The sequence below is a fragment of the Nocardia grenadensis NBRC 108939 genome (genome assembly GCF_001613445.1).
Classification (GTDB): domain Bacteria; phylum Actinomycetota; class Actinomycetes; order Mycobacteriales; family Mycobacteriaceae; genus Nocardia; species Nocardia grenadensis.
In genome coordinates, this window is sequence record NZ_BDCJ01000003.1 from 472,296 (window position 1) to 487,705 (window position 15,410).

General features: G+C 70.1%; 12 protein-coding genes. 8 read left to right on the plus strand and 4 right to left on the minus strand.

Translation table 11 applies throughout. The annotated features are described in order from the left end of the window. The first annotated feature begins 156 nt into the window (after nt 1-156). The gene (locus NGR01S_RS04405) at nt 157-414 is read left to right on the plus strand and encodes a DUF1918 domain-containing protein (protein WP_084480347.1); all 258 of its coding nucleotides are present in this window, start codon (nt 157-159) and stop codon (nt 412-414) included. On the opposite strand, the gene otsB is transcribed toward NGR01S_RS04405, so the two are convergent. Beyond that, nucleotides 393-4,421 carry a trehalose-phosphatase gene (otsB, locus tag NGR01S_RS04410; protein ID WP_281179701.1) on the minus strand — a complete coding sequence of 1,343 codons (4,029 nt, stop codon included), beginning with the start codon at nt 4,419-4,421 and terminating at the stop codon, nt 393-395. The two genes, NGR01S_RS04405 and otsB, sit on opposite strands and share 22 nt — an antisense overlap. A gap of 134 nt (nt 4,422-4,555) precedes the next feature. Beyond that, nucleotides 4,556-5,548, minus strand: coding sequence for an Acg family FMN-binding oxidoreductase (locus tag NGR01S_RS04415; RefSeq protein ID WP_084480348.1), 993 nt, complete (start codon nt 5,546-5,548; stop codon nt 4,556-4,558). Between the two features lie 316 nt (nt 5,549-5,864). Between NGR01S_RS04415 and NGR01S_RS04420 the strand changes: the two genes are divergently transcribed. Further along, nucleotides 5,865-6,731 (plus strand): universal stress protein, encoded by an 867-nt coding sequence (locus NGR01S_RS04420; protein WP_063034833.1) that lies wholly within the window; start codon nt 5,865-5,867, stop codon nt 6,729-6,731. A gap of 106 nt (nt 6,732-6,837) precedes the next feature. Here the strand turns inward: NGR01S_RS04420 and NGR01S_RS04425 are convergent, their stop codons facing one another. Both NGR01S_RS04425 and NGR01S_RS04430 read right to left on the minus strand, forming a co-directional pair. Further along, nucleotides 6,838-7,833: a zinc-binding alcohol dehydrogenase family protein gene (locus NGR01S_RS04425; protein ID WP_063034986.1), complete on the minus strand. Its 996-nt coding sequence runs from the start codon at nt 7,831-7,833 to the stop codon at nt 6,838-6,840. 11 nt (nt 7,834-7,844) lie between these two features. Further along, on the minus strand, nt 7,845-8,297 hold the full coding sequence (locus NGR01S_RS04430) for a pyridoxamine 5'-phosphate oxidase family protein (protein ID WP_373861383.1): 453 nt from the start codon (nt 8,295-8,297) through the stop codon (nt 7,845-7,847). A 399-nt stretch (nt 8,298-8,696) separates the two neighbouring features. Between NGR01S_RS04430 and NGR01S_RS04435 the strand changes: the two genes are divergently transcribed. The 6 genes from NGR01S_RS04435 (at nt 8,697) to NGR01S_RS04460 (ending at nt 15,407) form a co-directional block, all read left to right on the plus strand. Beyond that, a complete protein-coding gene (locus NGR01S_RS04435) occupies nt 8,697-9,557 on the plus strand; it encodes a DUF302 domain-containing protein (RefSeq protein WP_063034834.1) in 861 nt (286 codons plus the stop codon). Nucleotides 9,558-9,682: 125 nt separating this feature from the next. Continuing rightward, entirely contained in the window at nt 9,683-10,327 is a 645-nt protein-coding gene (locus tag NGR01S_RS04440; RefSeq protein ID WP_063034835.1) for a response regulator, read from the plus strand. A 68-nt stretch (nt 10,328-10,395) separates the two neighbouring features. Next, nucleotides 10,396-12,135 carry a sensor histidine kinase gene (locus NGR01S_RS04445; protein ID WP_063034836.1) on the plus strand — a complete coding sequence of 580 codons (1,740 nt, stop codon included), beginning with the start codon at nt 10,396-10,398 and terminating at the stop codon, nt 12,133-12,135. A gap of 345 nt (nt 12,136-12,480) precedes the next feature. Continuing rightward, nucleotides 12,481-13,512: an Acg family FMN-binding oxidoreductase gene (locus NGR01S_RS04450; RefSeq protein ID WP_063034837.1), complete on the plus strand. Its 1,032-nt coding sequence runs from the start codon at nt 12,481-12,483 to the stop codon at nt 13,510-13,512. Between the two features lie 243 nt (nt 13,513-13,755). After that, on the plus strand, nt 13,756-14,469 hold the full coding sequence (locus NGR01S_RS04455) for a DUF2267 domain-containing protein (RefSeq protein ID WP_084480350.1): 714 nt from the start codon (nt 13,756-13,758) through the stop codon (nt 14,467-14,469). Further along, nucleotides 14,466-15,407, plus strand: coding sequence for a universal stress protein (locus tag NGR01S_RS04460; RefSeq protein WP_084480351.1), 942 nt, complete (start codon nt 14,466-14,468; stop codon nt 15,405-15,407). Before NGR01S_RS04455 ends, NGR01S_RS04460 begins: the two co-directional genes overlap by 4 nt. Nucleotides 15,408-15,410 lie beyond the last annotated feature (3 nt).

Below are 15,410 nucleotides of genomic sequence, written 5' to 3' on the forward strand. Positions count from 1 at the left end.
GGTCGATGACGATCGGGCCTCCCGGCCATTCCGTGCCGGGCGGAAGCTGAAAGCGATTCGGTAGGTCGACGGCGGCCCGGCGGGTCGCGCGCAGCGGCCGGTCCGTCGACGCTGCCGTATCACCGATCGGATCCAGCGCGAGGAGGTCGTCGATTCATGCGGGCCACACCCGGGGATTGGCTGATCGTGGAAGGACACGCGGTCGGGAGGACGGTGCGGCGCGGTCTGATCGAGGAGATACACGGCGCCGACGGCGGCCCACCCTATCTGGTGCACTGGACAGACACCGGCAATCGCGCCCTGACCTTCCCGGGACCGGACTCGCGAGTGGTCACAAGCGCGGAACTGCGTGCGCAAGAGGACGTCGTGGCACATCACTTCTCGTCGAGGCACTACCCGGCGCCGGGCTCCTGAGGACGGGCTGACGCCGAACCGTGTCCGGGCTCCGGATACGGTGCCCCGGTGGGCGGACGATCGATCAGCCGGACCGTCTCCCCGGGCTCGAGCCACACCGGCCGATCACGGCAGACCACCTCGATCGGCGGCGCGTTCCCCGGCTCCGACCCGATCTCGACGCGGCGGCCGTCGACGCGCACGATCAGCCGGTGACCCCGATACATCATCGGAAAAGACAGAGTGCCCATGGTTTTCGGCCAGTAGGGACAGAAGATGAGCTGGTCGCGCCGTATCTCCAGACCGGTGAAACAGCGCTGCAGCAGATCGACGCTGCCCGCCATCGCGGCCAGATGGATACCTTCGCCGGTGGTCCCGCCCTGGATATCGGCAACATCCGAACGGACCACCTGCTCGAAGAACTCCATGGCACGGTCGCGGTGGGCCCGGGCGAGAACCCACGAATGCACCAGGGCGCTCAATGTGGAACCGTGCGAGGTCCGCGCCGTGTAGTAGTCGATCGTCCGCGGGATCATCTCCCCCGGCAGCTCGTAGCCCGCGCGCGTGAACAGTTCGCGGAGTTCGTCGGCGGAGAACAGGTAGAAGAGCATGAGCACATCGGCCTGTTTGCCCGCGCGATAGCGGCCGACATCGTCGCCCTCGGCCTCCAGTATCCGGTCCAGCCGCTGGATATTGCCGTAGCGGCGCCGATAGTGCTCCCAGTCCAGTTCCCGCAGCCGCTCGTAGCCGTCGAACTGGCTGATCACGCCATCGTGGAAAGGCACGTACATCCGATGGGCGACCTCACGCCACCGGGCCGGCTCCGCCGCACCGACCCCGAGCCGCTCCAGTAGTTCGGCGCGGGCCCGCGGGGCGAGCGTATCGAGTGCTTCGAGCGCACAGGTGATGGTCCAGGCGGCCATGACGTTGGTGTAGGCGTTGTTGTCGACGCCCGCCAGCGGAGCGTGCGGATAGCCTGTGTGGAATTCGTCGGGACCGATGACACCGCAGAGCACATACCGCCCCCGCCGGGGATCGTAATCGGCCAGCCCGGACCAGAACCGGGCGATCTCGACGAGCAACTCGGCGCCGTGGTCGGCAAGGAATTCGAGATCGCCGGTGGCCTGGTAGTACTGCCACACCGTGTAGGCGACGGCGGCGCCGACATGGTGCGCCCGTCGGCTCGGATCCGGATTCCATCGGCCCGAGAGCGGGTTCAGGTGCAGTTGCTGGCTCTCCTCACGTCCGTCGCCACCCGACTGCCAGGGGAACATCGCACCCGGCACGCCGGCCGCCGCGGCCGCGCGGCGGGCCTCGGGCAGCCGCCGGTGGCGGTAACGCAGCAGCGAGCGCGTCAGCGCCGGGATACGCGGGTTCAGCACCGGAAAAACGAACAGTTCGTCCCAGAAGACGTGACCACGGTAGGCCTCACCGTGCAGCCCCCGGGCCGGCACGCCCACATCCAGTTCCACGGTATTCGGCGACAGGGTCTGGATCAGATGCAGCAGGTGCAGCCGCAGCACGCGCACCGACCCCGCGTCGCCGTCGAGATCTATTCGCATCCTGCCCCAGATCCGCTCCCAGGCCCGGGTGTGTCCGGCGAAGAGTGCCGCGTAATCCGGCGCCGCCGCCAGCAACCGTCCGGCCTGGTCCGCGGGACCGGACGAGGCGCGGTCCCGGCCCGTGCACACCGCTGCTGTCTTCTCGAGCGTTACCGAGTCGCCTTCTCCGATCTCGACGCCGAACTCGTGACCGATACGGCTGCTTTCCCGCACTTCCACGGCGCGCGCGGTCCCCCCACGCAGCAGGTCGCGGATCGCCACGGCCAGCGGGATCTCCGAGTCGCCGGTGCGCGCCGCGAGAAGTACGGCCGCCTCGGACAACCGGGCGGTCTGCACCTCGTCCAGATGTACTCCGGACAGGGCCCGGTAGCGTTCGACCAGGCTGTTACTCACCGCCCCGTCGATCATCGAGCGCAGCTGGAGCGTGCCAGACCAGTTCTCGGCCGTCACAGTCGTGACGAGGGCTCCCAGATGCGGACGGTGCATCGCCGCGAATCGCCGCTGCTCGACCCTGGTGATCCGGCCCGCGCCGTCCCGGAACCGGAACCACCGGATCAGTTCGGCGCGCCGCAGGTCCAGACGCTGCCGATAGTCCAGCAGTTCGGCGGTGTCGAGATCGAACCAGTCACCGTCGGCGACCCGGAATGTCACCGGCAGCCAGTTCGGCAGGTTGACCATGCTTTCGTTGTCGACGGTCCGGTCGTTCACCCGGTCCCAGAGCCGGTTGTAGATCCCGGCCACGTAGGTGCCGGGGTAGTGACACGGTCCCGCCCGGCTCTCCGGTGCGGCTCCGCGCACAGCGAAATAGCCGTTGCCGACGGTGCAGAGCGCCTCGCGGAGCTTTTCCTGTTCCGGGTCGTAGCCGTTATAGGCGAACGACCACGTCTCCGCTTCCGCCGCGGCCGGGCCGGTGCCGAGCAACCGCACGCACCGGGCGAGCAGATCCGCGACCCGGCGGGGGCCGTCCACCGAGAAGTGGGCGGCGGTGTATCGGCCGGTGTTCTCCGCGGCCCGCACCACGACGGCGACCCCGTCCGGCCCGACGACGTCGAAGGCGTCCTCATCGGTCATATCGTCACCGAGGTACAGCGGGACAACCGGTCCGTCGATCCGGTCCAGGATCCAGCGCAGTGCGTCACCTTTGTCCCAGTCCACATCCGGCCGCAACTCGATCACCTTGCGTCCGGAGGTCACCCGCAGACCGCGAGCGCGCCCGGTCGCGCCGACGAGGGTGATCACTTCGGCCACGTCCGCCTCCGTCGCCGCCCGGAAGTGCACGGCCACGGCGAACCGTTTGTGCTCGACAGTGATCCCGGCGATATCGCCGAGTCGCACCCGCAGATCCGCGGCGGCACCGGCGAGGTCGGCCTCCGCGCCCGGTAGTGCGCCGGGCAGATGACCGCTGCCGTCCGGTGCCATCAGTTCGACACCGTGGCTGCCCGCGAGCCAGATGCCGGGAACCGGCATCCGCGCCCGCAAATCGTCGAGCCCACGACCGCTGAGCACCGCAACCGGGCACCGCGCGGCCAGATCCGCGAGGGTCGCGGCCACGCCCTCCACCATCTCGGCGGCGGCCGGGTCGGTGACGATCTCGGCCAGGGTCCCGTCGAAATCCAGTAGCACAGCGGGCTTCTCGGTCTCCAGCAGATCCGCGAACCGCGGCCAGTACTCGAAAGCATCGGGGACCTCACCGACCCGCCGGAACCCGCCGCGCACACCGATCCGGGCGGCGTCGTCGACCACCGTATCGGCGCCCGCGGCCAGCAGCCTGTCCCCGTCACCTGCCCGGTCGATACCCACCACCAGTCCGAAACCCCCGTTGCGGCCCGCCGCCACCCCGGCTTCGGCGTCCTCCACCACGACGACCCGGCTCGGCGCACAGTGCAGACGCGCCGCGGTTTCGCGTAGCACGGCCGGATCCGGCTTCCCCGGCAGGCCGAGTTCTTCCGCGTCCACCCCGTCGACCCGGACCTCGAAGAGGTGGGCGAGACCGGCCGCGGCGAGCACCTGCTCGCAATTGCGACTGGCGGTGAACACGGCGGTCCGGATGCCTTCGGAGCGGAGGCGGCGAACCAGCGCCACGGTGGAATCGAACGCCACGACACCGTCGCGCGCGACACGCTCGCGGAACAGCTGGTCCTTGCGGTTACCGACACCGCATACGGTCTCGGCCGATTCGGGATCGGCCGGACCACCCCAGGGCAGCCGGATATTGCGGGAGGCGAGGAAATCGGCCACACCGCGATAGCGAGGCTTACCGTCCACGTACTTCAGATAGTCGACCTCGGTGAACGGTGACCGGTCCTGTCCGGGGGCGGCCGGCCGTGCGGCGAGGAAGGCGTCGAACAGCTCGGTCCACACCGCGGCGTGTATCGAGGCGCTGTCGGTCACCACCCCGTCCATATCGAAGATCACCGCGTCGTGACGGCGCGTATCGATCCGCGGCGCGGCCGCACTGTGAGCCACGAATCCAGTGTGACCGGCCCGGCGCCCGGCCCGACAGGGGCGAAGGTCCGCTTCTTCGGCCGACAGAAACTCTCGGCCCCGGATGCCGCCTCTCACCGGGCCTGCCCGGCCGCGACCGCGAGCGTCGTGACGGCTCACCCCGCCGCGGAGATATCGACGACCTCGAGCACCTCGTCGGTAGCACGCCGCGGGGTACGCGGCGGTGGCGGCGCCAGCGCGCGTCCCAACCGGACGAGCAGCTGCGGGAACCGTGGCCCGGCCAGTTCGGTGACCCTCTCGCGGGCCGAGGCGAGCTCGGTGACATGGGTGAGAACGCAGGTCGACAGGTTCTCGACGGTGCACTCCAGCAGTACCGCCGACAGCGCCTCTCCGCACCACAGCAGCGACTCGACCGTATCGTCGCGGCTGGACAGTACGACGATCATCGCATCGTCCGGGGGGACGTCCTCGTCGGCCGCACCCAGTGCACCCACCGGGAAACTGCGGTTGACCGGCACCTGGGCCGCCAGGTCCGGCGAGGGCAGCCGACCGGCCGGGATCCCGGCACCGCCGTGGCTGCCGGCCCCGGCCCACCACAGCAGTTCCGATTGGTATCGGGGATCGTGCCGGCGCAACTTCGTGGTGGTCCGGGAAAGCCCGTCCAGCTCGGCTCGCAGACGCGGGTCCACCACATGCAGTGCGGTATCGCGGTGCCGGCACAAACTCTGCAGCACCGGCTCGAGTTCGGCCCAGCCGCCGGGGGCGGCCATGGGCGCTCGGTCGGTGTATCGGCTCTCGATCGCCGCGGCGGACAGCACATCGATCTCGAACGGCTCGCGCCGCCCCGCGAACGACAGCGCGGCCAGATTCGCCCGCACCGGAGGTTCCGGGAACCGGGTGACGCGCGCATTCCAGCCGGCGGCCGCCCATGCGACGAGGATATGGTCGAGCACCGCACCACAGGCGAGGATGCCCTGACGGTTCAAGGGGTCGGTACCGGGCAGTAGCCGTTCGGCGTCGACGAAGAGCTCCAGTGTGCTGCCGTCCCAGCGCCACCGCCAGGGTTGACTGTTGTGCAGGGACGGCGCGCGACAGGCGCGCTCCAGCACCGCACGCACAGTGTTCTCATCGGGCTTCTGCTCGCGCATGCCGACACCTCCGCTGCCCCGCGCATATCACCGGGTCGCCGCGACCCCATTCCTGCATACTGACCGACCCCGGCAGCCTCGCGAGAGTGCCGAAGGTCCCCCGTCCCGGAGGAGCAGGGCCCGGGTCGGCCGGACCGGCGCCGAATATCGCGGCCGGGAATCGACTTTGGTCTCTTCCGACCGGGACCAACGCCCCCATCGTCGGCGTGGTCCGCGCTTTAATCTCGCTGTATCCGGAGGAACCGGAGCGGCGGAGAACCGTGGCCGGTAGGCGGGCCCGGATTCCGATGCCGATGAGCGAAAGGGTGAGCCCACCGTGAGCACACATACCCGAGAGCCCGTGGTCGTCGGTGTCGACGGCTCGGCCGCGTCGTTCGCCGCCGTCCAGTGGGCGACCCGGACAGCGGCCGGACACGGCGATCCGCTGCACCTGATGTACGCCGTCGGGGCGCCACTGGATTTCGGGCCCGGGCTCGGGGTCGTCGCCTTCGACAATCAAGCGCTGCGGGCCGACGGCGAGGCCGTATGCGCCTCCGCCGCGAAGATCGCCCGCGAAATCGCCGGGGAACTGGAGATCACCACGCTCGTGGTCGATCCCGACCCGGCGCCCACGCTGATCGAGAGATCCCGGACCGCCCGCCTGGTCGTTGTGGGCACCTACGGCCGTAGCGCGATCGGGCGGGGGCTGCTCGGCTCGGTGAGCACCTCCCTGGCGCGGCATGCGCACTGCCCGGTCGCCGTGGTCCCACAGAGTTACGCCGAACACGGCGAACGCCCCGGCACGCCGGTGGTGGTCGGGGTGGACGGGTCACCACGCAGCGCCGAGGCCGTCGATATCGCCTTCGCCGAGGCCTCCCGGCGCGGCACCGGTCTGGTCGCGGTCACCACCTGGTCGGAGTTCTTCCGGTACCGGTCGCGTGCCGAGATGCAGGAGCAGGCCCGCACGCTACAGGCCGAGGGCCTGGCCGGGCACACCGAGCAGTACCCGGATGTCCCGGTGACCCGTGTCGTCGTCGAGGACCGGCCCGCACGGAGATTGCTGCACGAAGCCGAGGGCGCGCAACTGGTTGTCGTCGGCAGTCACGGTGGCGGCGGTTTCGCCGGGATGAGCCTGGGCTCGACGAGCCAGGCGGTGCTGCACGGGGTTTCCGTACCGTTGATCATCGCCCGGCCCCGCGCCTGAGCGGATCCGTATCGACGCGGCGGCGCGGTCGGGAACACCCGGCCGGCCTCGCGTCGAGCGCCCCCTTCGCACCGGGCGCCGGCGGACCGGAACTCTTCGCCCGATATCAGGGCAGTAGCACGGCGGCACCGTCGAAGCGGCCGTGCGCGAGATCGGCGAGGGCCTGGTCGGCCCGCTCCAGTGGGTAGGGATGGGTCGTCACCCGCAGCCGATGACGCGCCGCGAAGGCGAGAAAATCGCGGGCGTCGGTGCGCGTATTGGACGTGACGCTGCGAACCTGCCGCTCACGGAACAGATGGCGCCGATAGTCGAGCGGGGGAATATCGGTGAGATGGATACCCGCCACCGCCAGGGTCCCGCCCGGCCCGAGGGCTTCCAGCGCCGGCGGTACCAGCTCGCCCACCGGGGCGAACAGAATGGCCGAATCCAAGCGCTCCGGGGGTGGATCCGCGGCGTGCTGTACCGACGTCACACCCAGACCGAGCGCGAGTTGCCGGGATGCGGCGCCGCGGGTCATGACATGGACGCGGGCGCCCCGGGCGAGGGCGACCTGAGCCGTCAGATGGGCGCTGCCGCCGAATCCGTAGATTCCCAGTACTCCGCCTTCGGGTACGAGGGCACGGGTGAGGGCCCGGTAGCCGATGATGCCCGCGCACAACAGAGGCGCCAACTCCCGGTCCGCGTATCCGACCGGCAAGGCCAATGCGAACTCCGCGGGGACCGTGACATATTCGGCGTACCCGCCGTCGGCGTCCCATCCGGTGTACCGCGACTCCGGGCACAGGTTCTCCGCACCTTTCCGGCAGAATTCGCACACACCGCAGGTGTGCCGCAGCCACGGGATCCCGACGCGATCCCCCGGCGTGAAATCCCCCCGTTCCGCGGTGGCGACGACCTCCGCGACGACCTCGTGGCCCGGTACGACATGCGGGCGGTGCACGGGCAGGTCGCCCTCCACCACATGCAGATCCGTCCGGCACACACCGCACGCGAGGACGCGGGCGAGCAGTTCACCCGGGCCCGGTCGTGGCAGCGGCTCCCGTCGCGCGATGATCGGTTTGCGGTCGATACTTCTGGGCGCGTCCACCCGCCACGCCCGCATGGTCACCGGGTTCACACCGCGACCTCCGCGATCAACCGCGTCCCGGTGACCAGGGTGGGTTCGATACCGATGACGACGCCGCTGTCCGGATCGTCCCAGGGGCCGAGCCGCCGCGCGTACTCCGCGGCGAGTTCCCCGGCGGTGATCACCCGTGCCGGCCCGGTGACCAGCACCGACCATCCGATCCGGCGCACCGGGTCGATCTCGTCGGCGTGATAGGCGACGATGGCGGGACGGCCGAGCGCCGTCCCGGACAGCCCGGCGAACGGCTGGGTCCGCACGATCACCTCCCCGTCGTCGCCGATGAGGTGATTCACCGGCCGCACCGCGGGCAGCGCGTCGGCGGTGAACACGAGGCGCCCGAAGGGGGCGGTGGCGAGCAGGCGCAGGGCTTCGGCGCGCTCCAGCGGCACGGTTCGCCGCGGAACTCCGCCGTGGCCCGGGGCCAGTTCGGGACCGATCACCTCGTTTCCCCGCTTCCTCTGTCGGCGCCTCTCCCCAGATCACCACCACGGCAAGGAAAGAGACAGGGTCGAATGCCCTCTGCCGCCGCTCACCAAGTACCTTCCCGGCTCGCCGCGCCCGCGCGCACACCGGCGGATCCGAACACCACTTCCCCGCCTCCGCATCACGGAAACCCCATGCCCTCGACCGGGGCCCAATGTCCCCGGCACGGGAGCCGAGCGACCCTGGGGACACCCGGTCGGCCCCGTTTATCGTCGACGCATCGTCGCGTGCAGCGAGACGGAGAAGCGAGTACCGCGCCGGCCGGGACGGCGAGTTCGGTCATGCGTGCGCGCACCCGATCGAACGGCGACGCTTGCCGCCGCGGCGGCCGACGGCGGCGAAAGGATCGGCGCGTCATGGCATATCGGGTGGATCTTCACGAATCGGCTCCGCACACCGTTCTCACCATCCGCCGGACGGTACGGAGCGACCGGGCGGGTGACGATATCCGGGACGGCATGACCGACCTCTATCGCCTCGTCCGAACCCTGGGCCTGCTGCCGGTCGGTCCGCCCGCTACCACCTACCACGGTGATTTCCGGTCCGGCTCGGCCACCGAGGTCGACTTGGTCCTACCGGTCGAAGCCGCCGGCACCGCGGACGGCGAATTCACTCTCCGCCGCACCGAACCCCGGTGCTACGCGCGTACCTGCCACTACGGCGACTATGCGAATATCGGCGCCGCCTACCGCGCGCTCGACGACTGGCTCCGGTACTCCGGTCTCCAGGCCACCGGGCCACCCACCGAGATCTATCGGATCGCGCCGGACCAGGCCGTCACCCCTGCCGACCTGCTCACCGAGATACGCGTCCCGGTTACCTCCACCTGGTTGAGCGTGCGGATTCCCAGGTCCGTCGCAGTGGTGGCGCGAGCGGTCCGCGAAGCACTGCGGGACTGCGACTTCGAGATCTTGTACGAACTGCAGGTTCCCGCCGAAACGAGTCCGCGGGCCCGCGCCGACACCGCCGAGCACCTGCTCGTCGGGGCCTTCGACCCGGCCCTCGCCACCTCCGCGGTCCGGGCCAACGGCCGGATCATCCCACTGCTGCCCTGCGATATCACCGTGCGGCAGGCGGATTCGAGCACTGTCGTCGAAACGGCCGACCCGAGGTCGCTCGTGGAATGCAGCGGGCAACCGGCGCTGGGGCCGGCGGCCGAGCAACTCGGGGAACGGCTCATCGCCGTACTGACAGCGGTGGCACACGCGCACGACTAGTGCGCTGCACAGAACGACCGGCCGGTCAAGAGCCGTTCGTCGTCGAATGCGAGGCCCATGCCGCCGCCGCGGGGTCTCGTCACTCCGTACGCTGAGAACAACTCATCCCCGAGAGAGGCGAGACCATGGTCAGGGTGTTCCTGGTCGACGACCACGAGATAGTACGGCGCGGGGTCGCCGACCTGATCGAGGCGGAAACGGACCTGGAGGTCGTCGGTGAGGCGGCCGGCGTCTCCCAGGCGCTGGCCCGGATCCCGGCGCTACGGCCCGATGTCGCCGTCCTCGACGTCCGTCTACCGGACGGCAACGGCATCGAATTGTGCCGGGAACTGCTCTCGGCGAATACGGAGCTCCGGTGTCTGATGCTCACCTCCTTCACCGACGACCAGGCCATGCTCGACGCCATTCTGGCCGGCGCCAGCGGCTACGTCGTCAAGGACATCACCAGCCTGGAGCTCGTACGCGCCATTCGTGAGGTGGCGGCCGGCAGGTCTCTGCTGGACAACCGGGCGGCGGCCGCGCTGATGGCGAAATTCCGGGCCGAGGCCGAAACCGCCACGGGTCCGCTCGCCGGACTGACCGAACAGGAACGCACCCTGCTCGCACTGCTAGGCGAGGGGCTCACCAACCGGCAGATCGCCGGGCGCATGTTCCTGGCCGAGAAAACCGTCAAGAACTACGTTTCGCGGTTGCTCACCAAACTGGGTGTCGAACGCCGGACCCAGGCCGCGGTGCTCGCGACCAAGATCATCCCGCCCGACCGCGGGTGACCCGTGAACAGACCGTGACCAGGCCGGACGGTAGCGGCGGACGCCGGGCCAGTGGAAGAATACTGCGTATGGAACGCCAGGTGCCCGCGACGAGTGATCGGCCCCCGGTGACCGAAACGCTGTCCCAGCTGCGGCTGCACGAACTACTGGACGAGGTGCAGGAACGCATCGCCCAGATCGTCGATGTGCGTGACCGGATGGATCGGCTGATGGAGGCGATGCTGTCCATCACCGCGGGCCTCGATCTGGACGAGACGCTGCGGTCGATCGTGCACACCGCTATCGAGCTGGTCGATGCCGGATACGGCGCGCTCGGTGTCCGCGGCACCGATTCGGCCAGTGACCAGTTGGCCGAATTCGTCTACGAGGGTATCGACGATGCCACCCGCCACCGGATCGGCGATCTGCCCCGCGGCCACGGGGTACTGGGGGTGCTCATCCAGCATCCCGAACCCATCCGCCTCACCAATATCTCCGAGCATCCGGCGTCGGTCGGTTTCCCGGCGCACCACCCGCCCATGCACAGTTTTCTCGGCGTGCCGGTCAAAGTGCGCAACGAGGTGTTCGGCAATCTCTACCTCACCGAGAAGATCGGGGCCAAGGAATTCACCGAGGACGACGAGGTCGTAGTGCAGGCCCTGGCGGCGGCGGCCGGTATCGCCATCGAGAACGCCCGCCTCTACGAGCAGTCCCGGCGGCGCCAGCACTGGCTGGAGGCCACCCGGGATGTGGCCACCGAACTGCTCGCGGGCGGCGAACCGCAGGACATCCTCGATCTGGTCACCGAGCGGGCACGCACCCTCACCGGCGCCGCGTGCACCTTCGTGGCGCTGCCCGATGATCCCGACCTCCCCGGCCATGAGGTCCGGGAACTGACCATCGCCGCGGTATCCGGTGAGCAGACCCACGCATTACGCGGACGACGGCTGCCACTGCACGGTTCGCAATCGGGTAAGGCCTTCCGGCACGGGCAGACGATCGCCGTGGATCAGCTGGCCACCGACGTATCACCGGGAATTTCCGGAGATTTCGGCCCGGCCCTCGTCCTCCCGCTGCGCGCCGAGGACACCATCATCGGGGTTCTCGCCACCGTCCAACCACCCGACGGCAATACCTTCGATCCCGCCGTCCGGGCCATGATGACGGTGATCGCCAACCAGGCGGCCCTGGCCCTGCGGCTGGCGGAGGCACAGCGCCGGATGCGGGAACTGGATGTGGTCGCCGACCGCGACCGGATCGCCCGCGACCTGCACGACCACGTCATCCAGCGCCTTTTCGCCCTGGGCCTCGGCCTCCAGGGCACCCTGCAGCGCGCCCGCAGCGACGAAGTGCGGGCACGACTGGGCGAAACCATCGATGATCTGCAATCGATCATGCAGGAGATCCGGCACTCGATCTTCGATCTGCACAGCACCACGACCACCGAATCGGCCGGCTACCGCCGGCACCTGCACGACATCGTCACCGAGCTGACCGCCGAGACCGACCTGCGCACCACGATCCGGCTCAGCGGGCCCGTCACCGTCCTCGCTCCGCCCCTGTCCGACGATATCGAGGCGGTCCTGCGTGAGGCGGTCAGCAATGTGGTGAGGCACGCCCGCGCCACCACCCTGTCGGTCGAGTTGCGGGTGGGCGACGAGGTGACTCTCGAGGTGGCGGACGACGGTATCGGGCTGTCGCCCGAAATCCGGCGGCGTAGCGGGCTGGCCAACCTGCGGGTCCGCGCGGAGCGGGCCGGCGGACACTGCACGGTGGGCCGCAAACCGACCGGCGGCACGGTCCTGTGCTGGAGCGCGCCGCTGCCCTGACCCGGCGGGTCCACCGAACCCGCCCCGGGGCCATCCGGCCTGGTGAGGACACGCCGGCCCTTCGTCTGCGCGCACACCCGCCCCGAAGGCCACCACAGAACTCGGACGGGTCACGATATCGTCGGCGCCCACGCTCATCATTCCGTCGGCCACGGAGCTCGTTAATTCCGTACCGAGACCGATCACGTCGTCGGCCACCGGTCGGGCATTCGGAACCGGAGCCGGGGCAACCGCCGACAGGGTCCGATGTCGTGAAACCGGAGGGGCCGCGGGCCCCGGATTGTGTGTCCTACGTACTGTCGACCGGCCCTGCCCGGCGCCGGGATACACCTCCACACTGGCGATATGACCGACAACGACGTCCCCGGCGCCACCTACGCACCCGACCGCGCCACCCTGTTCGCGGCCATGCGCGTAGCGGCACGCGCGCCGTCGGTGCACAATACGCAGCCCTGGCGGTGGGTGTACCGCGACGGCCGGTTGCGCCTCTACCGCGACGACGAACGGCTGCTGACCTCGGCCGACCCCAGTGGCCGCCAACTCGTGATCAGCTGCGGCACCATGCTGCACCATGTCCGCGCCGCTTTCGCGGCGGCCGGGTGGCGGACCGGAGTCGAACGCATGCCCGACCCCGGCGACCCCGGTCTCCTGGCCGTCCTCACCTTCGCACCGTGGCCGGACGCACCGGCCGCGCTGCGCACCCTCCCCGAGGTCATCGAACGCCGCCGCACCGACCGCCTCTCCCTCTTGGATCCGGGCGATCTGTCCGGCCGGGCCGAGGCGGCCCGGCTTTCGGCCCACGAGTACGGGGTCGAGCTGGACGTCCTCGACGCGGAGGCGGCCGCCCGGCTGAGCCGTGCCTCGGAACACTCGGCCGCGCTCCGGCACTACGACATGCCCTACCACAGTGAACTCCAGTGGTGGGCCGGTCACGAGAACCTTCCCGAAGGAGTACCGGCCACGGCCCTGGTCTCGGAGGTGGAAGCCGCTCGGGTACCGGTCGGGCGCAAGTTCCCGACTCCGGCGCGCGCCGCACACGGCGGCGAACAGGAGGACCGGGCACAGCTCTGGGTGCTCACCACCGCCGGCGAGTCCGGTCTCGCGTGGCTGCGGACCGGCGAGGCGCTGTCGGAGATTCTGCTCGAATGCACCGCGGCCGGCCTGGCGACCTGCACGCTGACCCATATCACCGAACTCCCCACCACCCGGCGCATCGCATCGACCCTGATCGGTGGGCACGGCACGGCGCAGGTGGTGCTTCGCGTCGGGCTCGCGCCCCACCGCTCGGATCAGGAGCCCACCCCACGCAGACCCGTGACCGATTTCCTGACCGTCCACCCCGACACCTTCGCCACCGGCGACGCGGGCGTCGGCTAGTGCTCGGCGGTCGTCTCGCCGGCTCGTGGCACGTCGGTGCGTGCGGAAGCGGCGGGCCCTGCCGCGCGCCCGGAGCCCACGGCCACGCCCCGGGCCGCCCCGCCCGCCGGTGACTTTCTGCTCTGTCAGCAGGTGTTCCGGAGCGCGAGACTGGCGAATACAGCGTCCGCGACGAATTTCCGCAACCCGGAGAGCGGATCGAGGAGACGCCGCGGTAACCCAGACCGTAAGCGAGGACCTCCGATGTCTCATCCCCATGATCCCGTGGCCGCGGCCGCGGGCACAGCGCACGAGTGGATACGCGCGGTAGCGGCCTCCCTCGGGACCGACGAACCCCGCGCGTATCGAGTTCTGCGGGCCTGGTTACACACGGTTCGTGATCAGCTCGGGGTCGCCGGATCGGCACATCTGGCCGCCCAGCTGCCCGAACTGCTCCGCGGCACCTACTACAGCGGCTGGGTGCCGAGCCGGGTACCGCTACCGCACAACGCGGAGGATTTCGCGGCCCGGTTCGCCCGCGAGGCCGGGGTCGAGCGCGGCGAGGTCGGTTACATCGCCGGCGCGGTGACCGGAGTGCTCGCCGGGAGATTCTCGCCAGGGCAGCTCGGCCGGGTCTTCGGGGTTCTGCCCGAACCGCTGTGCCGGTTGCTGTCGGGCGCGGCGTCCACGTCCGCCGACGGGTCCGGGCGCCGGAAGCAGAACCGGGTCGACGCGCCTGCCGCGGACCTGAGCGCATCGGTCCGCGCGCTGGGCGAAGCCGTCGGTGTACTCGCCCGCGGTCTCGAACGCTCTCCGGTCGAGCCGGACGAGGCCGACGACGCCCGGATGCGCGCCGCCGCCCAGCAGGCCCATCGCATCCTGCTGGCCGCGGGGGTGACGGCACCACCGGAGCTACAGCCGCACCACGACCGGATCACGATCGCCTCCGCGGGCCGTACGCCCGGAGACGGGCAATGAACCGGACAGCAGCAACGCAGCGGCAACAGGAACCCGTGGAAGATATCGCGTCCACGCGCCCCGGACAGATCGTGGTCGGCGTCGACGGTTCCGAGGCATCCGAGCCGGCGGTGCGGTGGGCGAGCGAGACAGCCGCGCAACGCCACCGGACGCTGCGAATCGTGCACGGCTACAACCTGCACGCGGCTCGGGCCGTCCGGAGAGTCCACGACGCCGTGAAACCACCCGTGGTCGACACCATCCGCCGCCGCGGTGCCGAAATCCTCGCGGCCGCACGCGAACAGGCTCTCGGCATCGACCCGTCGCTGCCGGTGGAGACCGAACTCTCCGAGAAAGGTGCGGCCCGGCGGCTCATCGACCTCTCGGCGACCGCCGACCTCACCGTCCTCGGTGCCTCCGGCCACGGATCGACCCTCACCCATCTCGGTTCCACCCTGCTGTCCGTGGTCGCGCACGGCCACGGCCGCGTAGTCGTCGCATGCTGCGCCACGCCCGGCCGGCCCGCGCACCGGCACGGGCCGATAGTCGTCGGGCTGGACGGTTCCCGGTGCAGCGAGGCCGCCGCGGCGGCCGCCTTCGCCGAGGCGGCCGCGCGCGGTGCACCCCTGATCGCGATCCACACCTGGCACGATCTGCGTGCTCACTGGTTCGCCGGGATGCCGGACATGATCGAGGACCCGCCGATCGCGGAGGCGGCCGACGCCCGGCTCCGCAGCTGGCTGGCCGACTGGATGGAGAAATATCCCGGTGTCCGGGTGACCCGCCGGACCTATCTGGCCGGACCGGATCTGCACCTGATCCAGTGGTCGGAGTCCGCGCAGCTGATCGTTGTCGGAAGTCGCGGACGCGGTGGTTTCCGCGGACTGCTGCTGGGATCCAAGAGCAATATCGTGGTCCAGCGCGCCCACTGCCCGGTCCTCGTCGCCCACGCGACCTGATCA

What these genes read in the sequence shown, in the direction of transcription:
- NGR01S_RS04435 (WP_063034834.1), top strand. Translation starts at nt 8,697, where the DNA reads ATGGCATATCGGGTGGATCTTCACGAATCGGCTCCGCACACCGTTCTC.
- NGR01S_RS04455 (WP_084480350.1), top strand. Translation starts at nt 13,756, where the DNA reads ATGTCTCATCCCCATGATCCCGTGGCCGCGGCCGCGGGCACAGCGCAC.
- NGR01S_RS04425 (WP_063034986.1), bottom strand. Translation starts at nt 7,833, where the DNA reads ATGCGGGCGTGGCGGGTGGACGCGCCCAGAAGTATCGACCGCAAACCG.
- NGR01S_RS04405 (WP_084480347.1), top strand. Translation starts at nt 157, where the DNA reads ATGCGGGCCACACCCGGGGATTGGCTGATCGTGGAAGGACACGCGGTC.
- NGR01S_RS04415 (WP_084480348.1), bottom strand. Translation starts at nt 5,548, where the DNA reads ATGCGCGAGCAGAAGCCCGATGAGAACACTGTGCGTGCGGTGCTGGAG.
- NGR01S_RS04445 (WP_063034836.1), top strand. Translation starts at nt 10,396, where the DNA reads ATGGAACGCCAGGTGCCCGCGACGAGTGATCGGCCCCCGGTGACCGAA.
- NGR01S_RS04460 (WP_084480351.1), top strand. Translation starts at nt 14,466, where the DNA reads ATGAACCGGACAGCAGCAACGCAGCGGCAACAGGAACCCGTGGAAGAT.
- NGR01S_RS04440 (WP_063034835.1), top strand. Translation starts at nt 9,683, where the DNA reads ATGGTCAGGGTGTTCCTGGTCGACGACCACGAGATAGTACGGCGCGGG.
- NGR01S_RS04450 (WP_063034837.1), top strand. Translation starts at nt 12,481, where the DNA reads ATGACCGACAACGACGTCCCCGGCGCCACCTACGCACCCGACCGCGCC.